This window comes from Paenibacillus sp. FSL H8-0332 (genome assembly GCF_037963835.1).
GTDB lineage: Bacteria > Bacillota > Bacilli > Paenibacillales > Paenibacillaceae > Paenibacillus_AQ > Paenibacillus_AQ rhizoplanae.
Genome location: NZ_CP150145.1, coordinates 6,230,174 through 6,247,038, shown reverse-complemented (window position 1 = coordinate 6,247,038; position 16,865 = coordinate 6,230,174). Strand labels below are relative to the sequence as shown.

Here is a 16,865-nt window from a genome sequence, read left to right as displayed (position 1 = left end):
GGAAAAGTGGATTATATTGCAGGCCATACGGCTCACACAACTTGTAGGAGGTTCCCCATGTTCAAGAACAGCATCCGGACACGGCTGATGGCCTTAGTGCTGCTGGCGTCAGTGATCCCGTCAGGCATCTCTGTGACCTTCTCTTATCTCTATACGAGGCAGTCGGTTACGGACCAGTCCGTGAAGCAGAATACGAAGCTGCTGACGCTGGGGGAGGCGAATCTCCGGAGTTATTTCAGCGGCATGAACCAGCAGGCGATGTCGCTCTACAGCGGAATCAATGTTCCCAGCTCCTTCTACACCACCCTGCTTACCGCCAAAAGCGCCGCCCAGGCCCCGCCCGGCACGATTCTGCCGGACACCCGGGCCATCATCTCCACCCAGCTGTACAATCTGTTTCTCTCCGACCGCAATACGTATCAGATTCATCTGTATGTGAGGGCCGCCAGGCAGTCCAATCTGCTGCTTAAGGGATTTTTCCGCCGTGAGGATAACGCAGACTATGCCGCCAAGGGGCAAGCCGGAGGAACTTACCGCCCGTATCTCGAAGTGACGCATATGGATCATCAATACGGCGTGAAGTCCGGCTTCCCCAATCTGAAGCCGGGGAGCGTGCCGGTCTTTACGGCCCATTTTCCCATCTACCGGACCCCTAGTGACAGCGTACTGGCAGATTTGTCGATCGATTATACGCTGGGGGAGCTGGGGGGGATTGTGGAGTCGATGTACACTTCGGACACAGAGCGCCTGTATGTGCTGAATGAGCAAGGCGAGGCGCTGTTCGCCTCCGATCCGGACTGGATTGGGAAGCCGGTCGCAGCGGGCTGGAGCCGTCTCCCCGCAGAGCAGGACAGCGGGCATTTCGCCTGGAAGAAGGATGGCTTTCAGGGGATCGTAATGTACAAGCAGATCAAGGCCCCTTTGTTCAGCGGAAGCATTATCAAGCTGGTACCCTATGAGGATCTGTACACAGACGCAAGGGTGATTACCCGGTTCAATATGGGCATTGGACTGCTATTCCTGCTGATTGGGGGCATCAGTGCCGTGCTGATCTCCATCGGCTTCACCCGTCCGATCAAGAAGCTGATTCACTTCACGCAGAAGGTGCAGACCGGCCAGCTGGATGCGCATATGGATGCCGAGCGGGAGGACGAGTTCGGGCTGCTCACCCGCAAGATCACCGGTATGACCCGCACGATCAATGAGCTGATCGTTAAGGAATACCGGCTGGAGCTGGCGAACAAGACGAATCAGCTGAAGGCGCTCCAGGCCCAGGTGAACCCGCATTTTCTCTACAATGCGCTGCAATCCATCGCCAGCCTGTCCTTGCGCTATAATGCGCCGAAGGTGTATGATCTCATCTATTCCCTGGGCAGCATGATGCGTTATTCGATGAATACCGAGCGTATACAAGTACCGCTGCGTGATGAGATTGAGCATGTGCAGAACTATATGATTCTCCAGACGGAGCGGTTCGGCGAAGAGAATCTGCAGCTGGAGGTTCAGGCGGGGCCGGAGGCTCTGGAGCTGATCCTGCCGAAGATGATCCTGCAGCCGATTGTGGAGAATATCTTCAAGCATGCCTTCGCTGACGGCATAAGCGGGGGGCTGATCCAGATAGAGTGCAGGCTGGAAGGGGCGGCCAGGCTGGTGCTTGCCGTGAAGGATAACGGCCGGGGCATGAGCCCGGAGCGGCTGGAGGAGATTACGGCCTGCCTCAGAGGCAGCAGCCAGCCGGACCAGGAGGAGATTGGCCTGTACAATGTGCTGGCCCGCCTGCGGCTCCAGTTCGGCAGCGCAGCGGAGATGCAGCTGAAGAATAATGAAGACGGCCAAGGCCTTACCGTTACGCTGATTATTCCGCTGGAGGAGATTGACGGTTAATTCCGGCGGCTTTTGCGAATTGAGACTATTTCTTGAAGGAGCGGCTGAGATGAAGGTGCTGATTGTAGATGATGAGAAGCATGTGCGGGAGGCCATCCGTTATTTTGTTCCGTGGGACAGCTATAATATCTCCGGGATCTATGAGGCGACCAACGGGCAGGAGGCGATACGGATCATGCAGGAGCATCAGCCGGCCGTCGTCTTCACGGATATGCGGATGCCGCTGATGGACGGGGCGGAGCTGCTGGAATGGCTGCACCGTCATTATCCGCATACGAAGACGATTGTCATCAGCGGGTATCAGGATTTCAATTATGTGAAGCCGGCCATCGTATACGGCGGTACGGATTATCTGCTGAAGCCGCTGAACAGCAAGCAGCTGATTGCCTCTGCGGAGCATGCCTTCAAGCTGTGGATGGAGGAGGAGGCGGAACGGAAGCGGCGGCAGCGCCAGAACATGCAGCTGAACGCGCTGCGTCCGCTCTACTGGGACAAGATGCTGTCCGATCTGGTGAGCGGACAGGCCTCGTTCCATGAGCTGAAGCTGGCCCTCTGTGAAGAGCTGGGGATGCCGATTGGGGCGCAGGAGTGCAGGATCGCCGTCATCCCGCTGCAAGGCGCAGATTGCCATCTGCTGCGGAGATTTCGCGGCGATGTGGCCTTGACGGCCTTCGTGCTGGCCAATGTCTGCAATGAAGTGATGGCGGCCGACCAGAGCGGCTACGCCTTCCGCAACTGGCAGGGTGGAGGCGAGCTTGTAGTTCTGCTGTGGAGCGCTGTAGCACAGGCGGAGGAGATGCTTAACCGCCTGAATGAGGCCATCCGCCAGGCGTTTGGCGTTCAGCTGGATATCGGGCTTAGTCCGCTGAACCCGTTGCCGGAGGGGCTGCGGTCTGCCCTTGAACAGGCTGGACAGGCGCTTGCGGAGCGGAATCTATTGCAGCGGGACGGGCGCATTCATCCCTTCAGGAAGCGCGGGGAAGGGAGTGGACCTGCAAACGACTACGGCCTGGAGGGACGGCTGGATAAGCTCAGAATCGCCGTCTTGTCCGGCGATCTGGAGCGGATGGAGCGGGTGGCGGAGGAGTGGGCCGGACATCTGGCCGGGCTGCCGCTGCTCACAGAGCGCGTTCTGCTGCATCAGGAGACGGAGATGCTGGACGTTCTGAAGCGCTGGCGGCCGGAGGCAGAGATCAGCCTGGAGCGCTGTTATGACGCCGAAGGGCTGTTCTCGGTGGAGAACTGGCAATGCCGGTTGAAATCGCTGCTGCACCGCTTGTCCAAGGGCAGCCCGCAGACGCCGGACAGCCGGCTCGTCCAGGAGATCAGGGAGTACCTGGACAGGAACTATGCGCAGGAGATGACGCTGCAGCATATTGCGGAACGCTTTTTCATCAGCAGGGAGAATGTGTCGCGCAAGTTCAAGCAGATTACCGGAGAGAATCTGTCGGATTATCTCACCGGCCTCCGGGTGGAGAAGGCGAAGGCGCTGCTCCAGAATACGAATCTGCGGCTGTCGCAGATCGCGGAGCTGGTGGGCTATGAGGATGAGAAGTATTTCAGCCGTGTCTTCAAAAAAACCGCCGGCCTCACACCAAGAGAATACCGCAAGCAGGAAGAAGAAGCCTGAGCATGTAAGGTTCACGGACTGCCTGTCAGCATTTCCCGGCCTGCAACCGATAATAGCTATATGGGCAATAAATACATAGCTGCGGTTATAGGGGAGGGCTGGATAGAATGGACAATGATCTGGGAAGAACGATTAAGAATGACCTGATTAATGCCTATGGAGTGACTGTAATTCCGGCGGGGAGCCGGCTGAATGCCGAGCATCTGGAGCTTATCCGTAAACAAAAAATCGACAGGTTCGACATTCTGTTTGCAGATGAGGCTGACCAGGCGCCCCCCTATCAGAAGATGGTCAACAGTACAGTGGACCTGTCCAAGGAATTATTTGAATCCTATAGAATCTCCCGCAAAATCCCGCTGGCGGATATCCGCAAGGATGTTCTTCCGGTCATTCAGGAGATCTCGCGCAACCCGGATATCTTCGCCTTGTTCCATTCGGTGCAGGGCAAGGATGATTATACATATCAGCACAATATCGGCGTTGCAGTGCTGTCTACCCTGATCGGCAGATGGCTGGAGATGAGTGAGGCGGAGCTGTCCGTGCTCTCCATGGCTGCAACCCTGCATGACATCGGCAAGCTGAAGATTCCTTCAGAGCTGCTGAATAAGCCCGGCAAGCTGACGGACGAGGAATTCACCCAAGTGAAGAAGCACACGGTCTACGGCTACGAGATCCTCAAAGAAACCACCGGAGCCAATTCACGCATTGCCCTGGTGGCGCTTCAGCATCATGAGCGAAATGACGGTAAGGGGTATCCGCTGGGGCTGACGGACGAGCAGATCGATCCTTACAGTAAAATTGTGGCCGTGGCGGATATTTTTCATGCGATGTCCAGCAAGCGCCCGTATCATGAACCGATGCCGTTCCATATGATTGTGGATCAGATGAGAAGAGGCAGCTTCGGCGCGCTGGACCCGCATATTGTAACCGTTTTTCTGGAGAATGTCGTGAAGCGGTCCGTGGGGCGTGATGTAGTCTTAACCGATGGCCGGGTCGGCGAGATTGTCTATTTGAACCCGCATGATATCGAGACTCCGCTGATCCGCATCGGGGATGAATATATTGATCTCAGCAAAAGAACGGAGCTTAATATCCGGGAGATCAGCATCTGATTCTTATCTATTTGTTAAAATAATCGGCCACTCCCTCGGCAACAGCCTGGGCGGCCTTCCGCTGATAAGCCGCCTTGCGTACAATCGCTTCGTCGTACGGGTTCGACAGGAAGCCCAGCTCTACAAGAGTGGCCGGCAGCGGATTCTCCCGCAGAATATGGTAGTCGCCGAAGGAGAGGCCGTTGCTGCGCAGGCCAATGCCCTCACCCAGCCGGGTCTCCACTGCCCGGGCCAGCCGCAGATCATTCTGCTGCGAGTAGAAGAAGGTCAGCGTGCCGGAGACATTTTTCGGCGATGAATTATAATGAATGCTGACAAAAGCGTCCGCACCGAGCTGCCGTCCGAGCTGCACCCGCTGGGAGAGCGCAGGCTTCTGGTCCCCGCGGGTCCGGGTCATCTCCACTCTGGCTCCCTTGGCGGTCAGATAATCCCGCAGGTACAGGGAGGTCTGGAGCGTCAGATCCTTCTCCATCGTGTCATAGGTTGTCCCGAGCATGCCCGGATCGGTGCCGCCGTGGCCAGGGTCCACTATGATCAGCTTGCCCCGGATGCTGCCGGATTTCCGTACAACACTCGGAGTCTGGCTATTCGAGCTGACCGTGCTTGCGCTGCGGACGGTTCCGCCTGACAGATACCCGGAGGATACCCAGCCGACGGTTCCTCCGGCGGTGCGGACCCGCGACCACTCTCCCTGCCGGAGCAGGAGTGTCACCTTGTTGCCGGATTGCAGGGAACCGACCACCTCATAGCCGGTTCCCGGCCCGCTGCGGATGCGCAGGGAAGACGCGGTCACGACAGCCGTTCCGCTGGAGGCCGCTGTGGTCTTAACCGCCGCCTTGGCCGATGCCTTGGAGGCGGTGGAGCTGGAAGAGGTACTGGTGGAGGAGCTTCCACTGGTACGCTTCAGATAGTAACCGGCTACCCAGCCGGAGACAGAGCCGGCCCGGACCTTGAGCCAGCCATGCTGCTCTTCAGTGACGGTAACGGTGGCTCCGGCAGCCAGAGTGCCTGTGACGGCAGCGCTTGCAGCAGGCTCACTGCGTACATTCAGGGAGCTGGCGTACACTTTGGCCGTGTAAGAAGTTGCAGCATAAGCGGTAGAAGACGGCAGGACAGGTGCCAGTATGGATGAAGTCAGCAGACAGGCTGACAGGACTGCAGTATGTAATTTTTGTCGCATACAAATAAATCCTCATTTCCCGGAGAGATAACATTCTATTACCCGTTTCATCGGCCGGAGAACACTAAAAAATTAAAATTGAAGATAAATACCTACTCCAACTACCGCTAACAACGCTGCTGACCATATCCCTCTTATCTTCCCGCGCTGCTGCTGAATATCGCCCGAAGCCCTATTCGTTAGCAGGAAATGCCTGTATAATTATTACATATTGGGGAAACAGACAAAGGAGTGCCGCCGTGATCAGACCTAGATTATTCATTGGTTCTTCCAGAGAATCTATCCGCTATGCCAGGGCTATCCACGAACAGCTGAAGCGGACCGCTGAGGTCCATCCGTGGTATGCCGCTGCTTTCCGGCCGAATGAATACACCATGGAAGCGCTGGAGCGGAATCTGGATATCAGCGATTTTGCCGTCTTTGTGTTCTCACCGGATGATGTAGCCCGGATTAGGGGTAAATATTATTATGTGACCCGGGACAACACCCAGTTCGAAATGGGCCTGTTCTGGGCGCGGCTGCGGCGCGGCCGGGTCTTCTGCCTGCTGCCGGATCAGGTGCCCGCCCGCAGCGATCTTGTTCCGGGTGAGAATGTGGAAGAGTATCATCTGCTGTCGGATCTGTCGGGACTAACCCCGCTGGAATATGAGTGGCAGCATGAGAATGTTACAGCGGCGGTGGATGTGAGCTGCGGCAAGATCATCGACAGTATTCAGGCACAGGGGATGTACCACGACCCGGCTGTAGAGCTGTTGCAGCTTCGGGCAGAGCTTAGGCGAAAAGAAAGTATCCTTCACTTCTTTTGGCAATATAATAATAATGTAACGCCACCTCAGGCAGCCGAGAAATACCAGGCCCTGAGCGAAGCCGTCCGTAATTCATTCCTGCCCCCGGAGGACTGCCGGGTCATCGGAGCCGCCATGTGGCGGGCCGAAGCGGAAGCGGGCCTGAAGCAGGTCGGCGGCAATGTGGGACGCGGGCAGATGTATCCGTTCGCCGCCTTCGGGGACGGGAGCGTGAAGCCGGGGGTGCTGGATGCTTTTTTGGCAAAAGAATGGACTTTTTTACAGCGTACGGAAGTTGCGGAGGTATATATCCTATGCTATCCTTTAGGGGAGAACCATGTGCTGTCCGTGCACTTCTCGGGAAGTCAGAGATTAACGGCAGAGGATATTACAGCAGTCGTGGCCTATAACCGGGATTTGTTCCGCACCGTCAATCATTTAGTGGGAGGGGACTAACAGGATGAAGAATATGAAGAATGCCGTTAGTGTATCCAGTACTGTCCGCCGGTCTGCAAGCGGTGACGGCAACAGCGCGGGAGCCAAAGGCCGCTCCAAACGTAAATCCGGCCCCAAGCTTACGCCCTCAGCGTCAAGCGTGTATTTGGCACCATCCCTGGAGGGTGGCGACGACGAGTACAAGAAGCTGGTCAGCGGTAAAGTGGATAATAACAAGCCATCATTTGCCTGAACATTGGCTAATTCATACTATTGAACAGGTCCCCAGCAATCGCTGGGGGCTTTTTTTGTCCTTTTGAACGAATGAACGAACGAATGAACGAACGAATGAACGAACGAATGAACGAATGAACGAACGAACGAATGAACGAATGAACGAATGAACGATCGGCGGCTGCTACTTAGGTTAGGCGCTCTCCTGATGCACCTGCTTATACGTGGCATCCTCCGCCTGCGGGGTATTGAAGTTAAAACTAATATAAGGTATTAGAATGACTGTGCGGACTCCGCCGGATGGGGAAATGAGAGGGATAAATCCCATTGGTGGCGCTGAAAGTAGGCTGGATGAGGAAATGAAAGGGATAAATCCCATTAGTGGTGCTGAAAGTGGGCTGGATGGGAAATGAGAGGGATAAATCCCATTAGTGGTGCTGGAAGTGGGCTGGATGTGTAAATGAAAGGGATAAATTCCTTTGGTGACACTGAAAAGTGGGCTGGATGGGGAAATGAGAGGGATAAATCCCATTAGTGGTGCTGAAAGTGGGCTGGATGGGGAAATGAGAGGGAGTAAATCCCATTGGTGGTGCTGGAAGTGGGCTGGATGGGGGGAATTAAAGGGATAAATCCCATTGGTGGCGCTGGAAGTGGGCTGGATGAGGAAATGAAAGGGATAAATCCCATTAGTGGTGCTGGAAGTGGGGTGAATGAGGAAATGAAAGGGATAAATCCCGTTGGTGACGCTGAAAAGTGGGCTGGATGGGGAAATGAGAGGGATAAATCCCATTGGTGGCGCTGGAAGTAGGCTGGATGAGGAGCAAAAGTTAGCTAAATGAGCAAATCAGGAGCACAAGTGCACCTGAATCGAGCAAAAGTTAGCTGAATGAGCAAATCAGGAGCACAAGTGCACCTGAATCGAGCAAAAGTTAGCTAAATGAGCAAATCAGGAGCACAAGTGCACCTGAATCGAGCAAAAGTTGGCTAAATGAGCGAATGAGGAGCACAAGTGCACCTGAATCGAGCAAAAGTTGGCTAAAAGAGCAAATCAGGAGCACAAGTGCACCTGAATCGAGCAAAAGTTGGCTAAATGAGCGAATGAGGAGCACAAGTGCACCTGAATCGAGCAAAAGTTGGCTAAATGAGCGAATGAGGAGCACAAGTGCCCCTGAATCAAGCAGACGTTAGCTAAATGAGCAAATCAGGAGCACGAGTGCCCCTGAATCCAACAGATGTTAGTTAAATGAGCCAATCAGTTAGGCGGCACCCCATCCAGCGCAATGGCCCCTATTGCGCGGAGGAAATCCCGCGCTGCTTCTTCGCCAGCTCACGGCGCACCACCGGGGCGACCTCGGTGGCGAGCAGCTCGATGGCGGCGGCTACCTTGGCGTAGGGCAGGCCGCCGATGTCGAGCTGGGTCATGAAGCGGTTATGGCCGAACAGCTCATGCTGATAGAGAATCTTCTCGATGATCTGCTGCGGGCTGCCCACGGCCAGGGTGTTGTCCGGCGAGGTGAACCGGCCGAATTCGCTGCGCGAGACCCGGTACTCCTGACCGGGGCGCGGGCTGATGCTATTACGGTAGCTGTAGTAATAAGGGTAATACTCATCCAGTGCCTGCTGTGAGGTCTTGGCGATGTAGCCATGGCTGGTGATGGCGATCTTCAGGTCCTCCGGCTGGTGGCCGGCGGCTGTCCCGGCGCGTCGGTAAGTACCGGCCAGATTCTCGAAAGGCTCCGGGCTGCCGCTCAGAATAGCGATAGCCATGCCAATGCCAAGAGCACCGGCCTTCTCGGCACTTTCGGCCGAACCGCCGATGCCGATCCAGAGCGGCAGCTTCTGCTGTAGCGGGCGCGGAGCGATCTCGGCGTTATGCAGCGGGGAGCGGAATTTGCCCGCCCAGTTCATAACCTCATGCTGGTTCAGCGTGAGCAGCAGGTCGAGGTTCTCGCTGAACAGCTGCTTGTAATCCTCCAGCTCGTAGCCGAACAGCGGGAAGGATTCCAGGAAAGCGCCGCGCCCGGCGATGATCTCGGCCCGTCCGCCCGACAGCAGGTCCAGGGTGGCGAAATCCTCGAAGACACGGACCGGATCAATGGTGCTCAGCACGGTCGTAGCGCTGGTGAGCTTGATCCGCTGTGTAACCTGGGCAATAGCCGCCAGCACAACGGGCACCGAAGAAATCACGAAATCCAGCCGGTGATGCTCGCCAACGCCGAACACATCCAGCCCGGCTTCATCGGCCAGCTTCGCGGCTGCAATGACTTCCTGCAGACGCTGGAGGGGGCTGATCCGCTGCCCTGTATGGCAATCGGTAACGATATCGCCCAGTGTATAAATGCCGAATTCAAACTCCGGCAGACTTGTTTCCTTCTTTTGATTATTCCCTTGGTTGTTCATGGTACAGACCCCTTATAATCCAGAATATTGAGTAGCAGTTATCTTCTAAGCTTGTCCGTTAGTGCAAGGATATAGCCCAGTATATCACAATAACTTACTAATTGTAAGTATATGAGTGGAAGTTTGTAACGCTTGCCCTGCGGTTACTTGTAATATTGGGCGTTCTATTTATAGAAGCTTTTGTCTCAGCAATCGGAGTGTCCGGGAAATATCCCATAAAGTTTTATATATACGAACTGGGCGGCTACCGATTATACTAAGTTGAACGAACCGTTTCTTTCAGCAGGCGGAACGTCTCCCCAGATGTACACACGCAGACACTAGAATATTATGCTGGAGGAAATTGAATGAGCATTACAGAACTTACTAGCCAACTTTCCAGTTTCACAGGAAGGCTATTGCGGGAACGCTTCGGGAAAGGTCCTGAATCGATACACGCCTCCATCGGGAAGCAATGTATAGCCCTGCATATCCGTAATTTTATCGGGCCTGTGGAGAGGTTTTTATTAAATAAGGAAGAAGAACAGGCGTTTCGTTATACACGGGAGCTTCTGATGAAGTCCCTGCTTCCCGAGCTTGCAGCGTACCTGAAGGAGAGCATGGCTGTTGAGGTCGGCGAGCTTTTTTATGATTGGGGTATTCATAACGCCTCGGGGATGATTGTGGCACTCATCAAGAATGACGACGTACCGATTGATGATTATGCCGGACGCGAGGAAGTCCATATCCAGATTAACGAAGTCACTAAGAAGGTCCAGAAGGAACCGGTCCATACGGACTCATGGTGGCTGGGACCCCGCATTCTAATTATTAAGCGTGAGGGTATCATGATTCCTTTGGAGAAGGAATTGATTGGCCTCGGCTATGAGAATACGCTTAAGACCACCAAGCGCAAGATGGAGAAGCGGTATTTGGATGATACCACCACGATAGCCCAGATGCTCGGCAAAGAGCTGGCGGATATTTATGTGGATTGGGATTTCGACAAAGATACCAGCGTGATAGCCTATACTTTTCACTAAAGTCTAACCATATAATAGGTGGAAATGAGTCGGACATGAAAATGAGCCGAACATGAGCCGAAGAAGGGGGAATGGTCCCTTTCTTCGGTTTTTTTATTTTCGCGTGCCCATCCGCAGTTAAGGGTGCTGAAATTTTTTAGGAGGATACGCTAGATGGAGGAGTGCAAGTGGACGGTACTATATGTGGAAGACAATCAGCTCAATATGGCCTTAGTACACCATATCTTCAAAAGAAACCTGCCCTCCGTATTGCTGCTGAAGGCTGAGACGGCAGAGCTTGGACTACAAATGGCGCGGGACGCTCAGCCGAATCTGATCATTCTGGACATCGGGCTTCCCGGACTTAACGGATATGAAGCTCTGGAAATATTGCAGCAGGATCAGGCGACTTGTCATATTCCGGTGCTGGCGACCAGCGCGTTTGCGCAAAGCTCGGATATTGAGCAGGCCAGGAAGAAAGGTTTTGCCGAATATATCACCAAGCCCTTTCAGGTTAAAGCGTTCACCGAAACCGTGAAAAGGCTGCTCTACGGAGAAGACCTGCAGAAGATTTAGCCCGAAATAGCAACAGGGGATTCATTAAGGTGGGGAACTGGGGAGATCTCTGTCTGGCGGCGGGTTCACGGGCTGCTGTAATCCGCTGAATAAGAATCGTCTATATTCGACATCATGAGTTGACTTTCGCCCGGATATGCAAGATATTTATATTGAAGATTTAATATAAAATATCGCATTTAATACTTCCAAACGGGTGGTGGATCTTATGCTAAGGCGGCATACGGAGACGTCTTCTTCATTTGAACAGGCATTTAAGACAGGGACTGCCGGAGTAGCATTTCTCTCCATGGCTGAAGAATGGACGAATGTGAATCCGGCGGTAACCCTCTTGCTCGGATATTCCGCAGAACAGCTGCTGGGGCGCAGCTTCACAGCATGCTGGGATGAAGATAGCCTGCACATACATAAGCACAGGATGGGGAGCTTGAGGACGGGAGCAGCCCCTTTTTTTGAAGCCGAAATCAAGCTGCGCCATGCGGACGGCTCAGTGCTTCCGGTTCTGCTACATGTGGTGAGGGTGAGTGAGCCTTCGACGGGAGCGGGTCTGTATTATATCGTTCATCTGGCCGGAAGGCCGCCTGCGGCACCGGTGGAGGCACTTTCCGGGACGCCTGAGCGGCTGTACCAGCTGATTGCCGGCAACATCAGGGACATTGTCTACTATGCTGCGCCGGGTTCAGTCTGCCGCTATTGTTCCCCTTCAGTGGAAGAGGTGCTCGGGTACAGATCGGAGGAGCTGATCGGCCGGGACAACAGCAGGCTGGTTCACTCTGAGGATCTGGCCTTAATCAGTGCGCAGCAGATAGCTGACTCGCCTGATATCCAGCTGCGGATATTACATGCGAACGGGCAATATATCTGGATTGAATTCTCCCTGAGAACAGTGGAAGACGGCGGGGAGCGCGGGGTGCTGGCTGTCGGCCGCGATGTGACCCGGCGCAAGATTGTGGAGCAGAAGCTTCAGGAATCGGTCGAGCGTTATACATCGCTGAAGAAATATAATCATGACGCGATCATATCGCTGGACCTGGAAGGCCATATTATTAACGGGAATGAACAGGCGGTAAGGCTGACAGGGTATAAGATCCCCGAGATGGTAGGCATGAGTGTCAGCCGGATCATCGGCGAGCGGCAGCTGCAGAACGTACTCGGTCCCCGCCGGCAGAGCGGCTCCGTGGGACAGGATATCAACCTGATCTGGCATAAGGACGGGCATTCTGTGGAGGTTCTGACCACCCTTGCGCCGATTATTATCAACCAGTCTACCGTAGGCTTTTATATTATCGTCAAGGATATTACCGAGCAGAAGAAGCTGCTGATTGCCAAGGAGACCGCAGAGAATACGAACCGCGCCAAAAGTGAGTTCCTGGCCATGATGAGCCACGAAATCCGCACGCCGATGAACGGGGTGATCGGGATGACCGACCTGCTGCTGGAGAGCAGTGAGCCGGGGTCGCAGCAGCGGGAGTTCCTGGAGATTATCCGCCAGAGCGGTGAATCCCTGCTGAATATCATCAACGACATTCTCGATCTCTCCAAGATTGAGGCAGGCAAAATTTCACTCCAGGACGAGCCGTTCATCCTCCAGCACTGCATGGATTCTGCGCTGGAGCTGCTTCAGCTCAAGGCGGAGCGCAAAGGCCTGATCCTCAGCGTGGAGACGGAGCCGGATGTGCCGCAGCGGCTGATCGGGGACGGGGAGCGGCTGAAGCAGGTGCTGCTCAATCTGGCTGGCAATGCCGTGAAATTCACCTGTACCGGCGGGGTAAAAGTAGGCGTGAAGTGCATTGCCGCAAGCCCGCCAGGCGTAACGCTGGAGTTCACGGTGGCGGATACAGGGAAAGGGATTCCTGAAGATGCCCGCAGCCGCTTGTTCGAGCCGTTCTATCAGCTGGAGCATTTCAGGGGCCGCCATGGGGAAGGCACCGGTCTGGGGCTGGCGATCAGCAAGCAATTGGTTGAGCGGATGGGCGGAGAGATCTATCTGGATACAGCCGCCGAGCAAGGGGCGACCTTTGTGTTCACCGTGGTCCTCCGGACAGAAGCACAGGCGCTTCCGGCTGAAGGGCCGGAGGGGAACCTGCCGGAGCCGCAATCAGAAGGCCGGTCCCTGCATATTCTGGTAGCCGAGGACAATGTGATCAATCAGATCGTCCTGCGCAAAATCCTGGAGAAGCGCGGCTTCGTCGTCGATGTGGCCGAGGACGGGCGGCAGGCGGTCGATATGACCGCCAGGCACGGCTATGATCTGATCTTCATGGATGTGCAGATGCCCGGGATGAACGGCCTGGAGGCCACAGCTGCCATCAGGGCAGAGCAGCCGGCAGACCAGCAGCCTGTCATTGTTGCAGTGACGGCCAACGCGCTCAAGGGCGACCGGGAGCTATGTCTTGAAGCGGGGATGGACGAGTATATCAGCAAGCCGCTGCGAAGCGACAGCATTACCAAAGTAATCGGGAAATTTTTTGCGGATCAGGAATAAGCAGTCCTCTCTTCACAAAATAATCACAATACTGAGGTAAAGCTGCAATGCAGTGCTGTGATGTCTTGCATCTGGAAGTCTTTTTGATTAAGATAGCAGAAACTGGTGCATAAGCAGCACTGATATACCTTGTAATGACAATGACGAAGAGAGTAAGCACTTCGTAGCGGATCTTAACAGGGAAGGCGTGCCGGAGACTGAGAGCACCCTCATGAGACGTTTAGTGCCGAAGTTCACTTCCGAGTCGGTCCCTGAAGTACACTGCTGCAGCAGGTATGGGTAGGGTGGCCCGCTTCCTGCGTTAACGGATGTAAGACAGAATGAATCCACGGCCGGTCACCTTCAGGTATGCCGTCATGTGCTGATGCGTCAGCAGGATTCAGCTCTAAATAAGGGTGGTACCACGGCTCCTCGTCCCTTGCGGCGGGGGGTCTTTTTGCGTTCGTTCATAGCCTTAATTATTAATATCACAAAGGAGTGTCTGGGAATGAGTAATGTGGAATTGGATGAGCTGAGAGCAAGATTGGATGAAATTAACGGTCAGCTGCTGGAGCTGATCTCGGAGCGTGCCGGTATCGTTCAGGAGATTGGGGTGCTCAAGGAGAAGCAGGGTGTGCCGAAGTTCGATCCTGAACGGGAGAAGGCGATGCTGGAGAAAATGGTGGCAGGCAATAAGGGGCCGTTCACGAACGGAACCATCCGCACGCTGTTCAAGCAGATTTTCTCCGCTTCGCTTGATTTGCAAAGTACGGAGCATAAGAAGACCCTGCTGGTAGCGCGTAAAGACCATGCGGAAGATACGGTCATTCAGCTGCCGGGCGGCGTTACTGTAGGCGGATTATCCTCGCTGATGGTGGCTGGCCCATGCTCGGTGGAGAGCGAGCTGCAGACCCGTACGGTCGCTGCGGCCCTGCAGAAGGCAGGCGTCAAGGTTATGCGCGGCGGAGCCTTCAAGCCCCGGACCTCACCTTATGATTTCCAGGGACTGGGCATGGATGGCCTGCGGATTCTGCGTGAAGCGGCGAGTGAATACGGGCTTTTGACGATTAGTGAGATTGTAGATCCCCGGCATATTGAAGAAGCGCTGGATTATGTGGATGTCATTCAGGTCGGCGCGCGGAACATGCACAACTTCGAGCTGCTCAAGGCGGTAGGGGAAGTGAACAAGCCGGTACTGCTGAAGCGCGGACTATCCGCCACGCTGGATGAATTCGTTCATGCGGCAGAATATATTATGTCCCGCGGCAATATGGAGATTATGCTGATTGAACGCGGTATCCGCACCTATGAGCGGTCGACGCGCAATACGCTGGATATCTCGGCGGTGCCGATTCTCAAGCAGGAATGCCATCTGCCGGTGCTGGTCGATGTCACCCATTCCACCGGACGCAAGGATATCCTGATTCCATGTGCCAAGGCCGCGCTTGCTGCCGGAGCCGACGGTATTATGGTAGAGGTGCATCCTGATCCGGCTACTGCCTTGTCCGATGCGGCGCAGCAGCTTAATATTGAGGAGTTCAACACCTTCTTCAATGAAGTGAAGGCTTCGGGATTATACCGTTAAATTGAACAGGGTGAATTCACGTACTAGGAGGAACTGAAATTTTGAAGCAAGTCGTCTCATACAACAACGGTTGGTTCTCCAACACACGGAGTGATATTTTATCGGGCATGACCGTGGCTATTGCCTTAATTCCTGAAGCGATTGCTTTCTCCATCCTTGCTGGTGTGAGCCCTATGGTTGGATTGTACGCGTCTTTCTGTATCGCTATTGTAACGGCCTTCGCCGGCGGGCGGCCGGGTATGATCTCGGCGGCGACAGGAGCGATGGCGCTCTTGGTCGGCAGCCTGGTGCTGTCACACGGCATTGAGTATCTGTTCGCGGCTACGGTGCTGGCTGGCATCCTGCAGATTGTGATGGGGCTGCTGAAGCTGGGCCGGTTCATCACCTTCCTGCCGCAGCCGGTCATGACGGGCTTTGTCAACGCGCTGGCGATTCTGATCTTTATGGCTCAGCTGGTGCATTTTGAAGGGCAAGGCTGGATCATGTACGCACTAGTGGCTCTTACGCTGGTCATCATCTATACGGTTCCCCGGCTCACCAAGGCGGTGCCGTCGGCGCTGGTCGCCATTGCCGTAGTCTCGGTACTGAGCATTGTGCTGGGTCTGGATGTAAGAACCGTGGGTGATATGGGGACTATTACCTCAGCGCTGCCGGTATTCCATCTGCCAAGCCTTCCCTTGACGCTGGATACGCTGCTGATTATTCTGCCGTATTCGCTCTCACTCGCGGTCGTCGGATTACTGGAATCGCTGATGACGGCCACGCTGATTGATGATATCACGGGCACCGGCAGCGACAAGAACCGGGAAGCGAAGGGGCAGGGGCTGGCCAACATCGTGACCGGCTTCTTCGGAGGCATGGCAGGCTGCGCGATGATCGGCCAGTCGATGGTCAATATGAAATCGGGCGGACGGACACGCTTATCCACTTTTGTCTCCGGGATATTCCTGCTGTTCCTGATTCTTGTGCTGGGTGATGTTGTTAAGCAGATTCCTATGGGTGCGCTGGTCGGTGTAATGATTATGGTCTGCATCAGCACCTTTGAATGGAAGTCCCTGACCTCCTTGCGGAGAGTTCCGCTAAGCGATGCCCTGGTCATGGTGGTCACTGTGGTTACAGTAGTAGCTACCGATAATCTGTCGATCGGCGTGCTGTTCGGCGTGCTGCTGAGTGCCTTATCTTTTGCCTGGAAAATCGCTTCCATCCAGCTGAGTGTTCATACTACGGCATCTGTAACGACTTATCGAGTATCGGGCCAGCTGTTCTTCGGAACAACAAGCCATTTCGTGAATGAATTCATGTATGACAGTGATCCGGCGCAGGTGATTATCGACTTCAGCCGTTCCCATGTATGGGATCAGTCGGCGGTGGGGGCTATTGCCAAGACGATGGACAAATACGCGGCACTGGGTACTAAGGTCACTCTCACGGGTCTAAATGAAGAAAGTGCCCGGCTGGTGCAGCGGGTTGGGTTGTCGCCTTCGGGCGGCCATTGAGAGATCAAGGACAGAAGGCTGTTTTTGGAGCGATTGGGCTTCAGAAGCAGCCTTTTTTTGACAATATAATAATGTAAAGGACT

General features: G+C 54.7%; 13 protein-coding genes. 11 read left to right on the top strand and 2 right to left on the bottom strand.

Annotation, left to right across the window (positions count from 1 at the left end):
* The first annotated feature begins 57 nt into the window (after positions 1 to 57).
* The 3 genes from NST43_RS26990 to NST43_RS26980 all read left to right on the top strand — a co-directional run bounded on the left by NST43_RS26990 (position 58) and on the right by NST43_RS26980 (position 4,626).
* The gene (locus NST43_RS26990) at positions 58 to 1,884 is read left to right on the top strand and encodes a sensor histidine kinase (RefSeq protein ID WP_339220422.1); all 1,827 of its coding nucleotides are present in this window, start codon (positions 58 to 60) and stop codon (positions 1,882 to 1,884) included.
* A gap of 19 nt (positions 1,885 to 1,903) precedes the next feature.
* Positions 1,904 to 3,514, top strand: a complete 1,611-nt coding sequence (locus NST43_RS26985; RefSeq protein ID WP_209991788.1) for a response regulator — start codon at positions 1,904 to 1,906, stop codon at positions 3,512 to 3,514.
* A 107-nt stretch (positions 3,515 to 3,621) separates the two neighbouring features.
* A complete protein-coding gene (locus NST43_RS26980) occupies positions 3,622 to 4,626 on the top strand; it encodes an HD-GYP domain-containing protein (protein WP_036694892.1) in 1,005 nt (334 codons plus the stop codon).
* 7 nt (positions 4,627 to 4,633) lie between these two features.
* Here the strand turns inward: NST43_RS26980 and NST43_RS26975 are convergent, their stop codons facing one another.
* Positions 4,634 to 5,806, bottom strand: a complete 1,173-nt coding sequence (locus NST43_RS26975) for an N-acetylmuramoyl-L-alanine amidase (protein ID WP_339220420.1) — start codon at positions 5,804 to 5,806, stop codon at positions 4,634 to 4,636.
* Between the two features lie 239 nt (positions 5,807 to 6,045).
* Between NST43_RS26975 and NST43_RS26970 the strand changes: the two genes are divergently transcribed.
* The 3 genes from NST43_RS26970 to NST43_RS26960 all read left to right on the top strand — a co-directional run bounded on the left by NST43_RS26970 (position 6,046) and on the right by NST43_RS26960 (position 8,068).
* Positions 6,046 to 7,047 (top strand): TIR domain-containing protein, encoded by a 1,002-nt coding sequence (locus tag NST43_RS26970; RefSeq protein ID WP_339220418.1) that lies wholly within the window; start codon positions 6,046 to 6,048, stop codon positions 7,045 to 7,047.
* 4 nt (positions 7,048 to 7,051) lie between these two features.
* Positions 7,052 to 7,279, top strand: coding sequence for a hypothetical protein (locus NST43_RS26965; protein ID WP_209991791.1), 228 nt, complete (start codon positions 7,052 to 7,054; stop codon positions 7,277 to 7,279).
* A 564-nt stretch (positions 7,280 to 7,843) separates the two neighbouring features.
* Positions 7,844 to 8,068, top strand: coding sequence for a hypothetical protein (locus NST43_RS26960; RefSeq protein WP_209991792.1), 225 nt, complete (start codon positions 7,844 to 7,846; stop codon positions 8,066 to 8,068).
* Between the two features lie 479 nt (positions 8,069 to 8,547).
* On the opposite strand, the gene NST43_RS26955 is transcribed toward NST43_RS26960, so the two are convergent.
* Positions 8,548 to 9,660 (bottom strand): LLM class flavin-dependent oxidoreductase, encoded by a 1,113-nt coding sequence (locus NST43_RS26955; protein ID WP_339220416.1) that lies wholly within the window; start codon positions 9,658 to 9,660, stop codon positions 8,548 to 8,550.
* A 347-nt stretch (positions 9,661 to 10,007) separates the two neighbouring features.
* Here NST43_RS26955 and NST43_RS26950 point away from each other — a divergent pair, with 347 nt between their 5' ends.
* The 5 genes from NST43_RS26950 to NST43_RS26930 all read left to right on the top strand — a co-directional run bounded on the left by NST43_RS26950 (position 10,008) and on the right by NST43_RS26930 (position 16,782).
* Positions 10,008 to 10,682, top strand: a complete 675-nt coding sequence (locus tag NST43_RS26950; protein ID WP_339220415.1) for a Na-translocating system protein MpsC family protein — start codon at positions 10,008 to 10,010, stop codon at positions 10,680 to 10,682.
* Between the two features lie 153 nt (positions 10,683 to 10,835).
* Positions 10,836 to 11,237, top strand: a complete 402-nt coding sequence (locus NST43_RS26945) for a response regulator (protein ID WP_209991795.1) — start codon at positions 10,836 to 10,838, stop codon at positions 11,235 to 11,237.
* Positions 11,238 to 11,445: 208 nt separating this feature from the next.
* Positions 11,446 to 13,722: a PAS domain S-box protein gene (locus NST43_RS26940; RefSeq protein WP_339220412.1), complete on the top strand. Its 2,277-nt coding sequence runs from the start codon at positions 11,446 to 11,448 to the stop codon at positions 13,720 to 13,722.
* Positions 13,723 to 14,209: 487 nt separating this feature from the next.
* Positions 14,210 to 15,286, top strand: coding sequence for a bifunctional 3-deoxy-7-phosphoheptulonate synthase/chorismate mutase (locus tag NST43_RS26935; RefSeq protein ID WP_209991797.1), 1,077 nt, complete (start codon positions 14,210 to 14,212; stop codon positions 15,284 to 15,286).
* Positions 15,287 to 15,324: 38 nt separating this feature from the next.
* A complete protein-coding gene (locus NST43_RS26930) occupies positions 15,325 to 16,782 on the top strand; it encodes a SulP family inorganic anion transporter (protein ID WP_339225537.1) in 1,458 nt (485 codons plus the stop codon).
* Positions 16,783 to 16,865 lie beyond the last annotated feature (83 nt).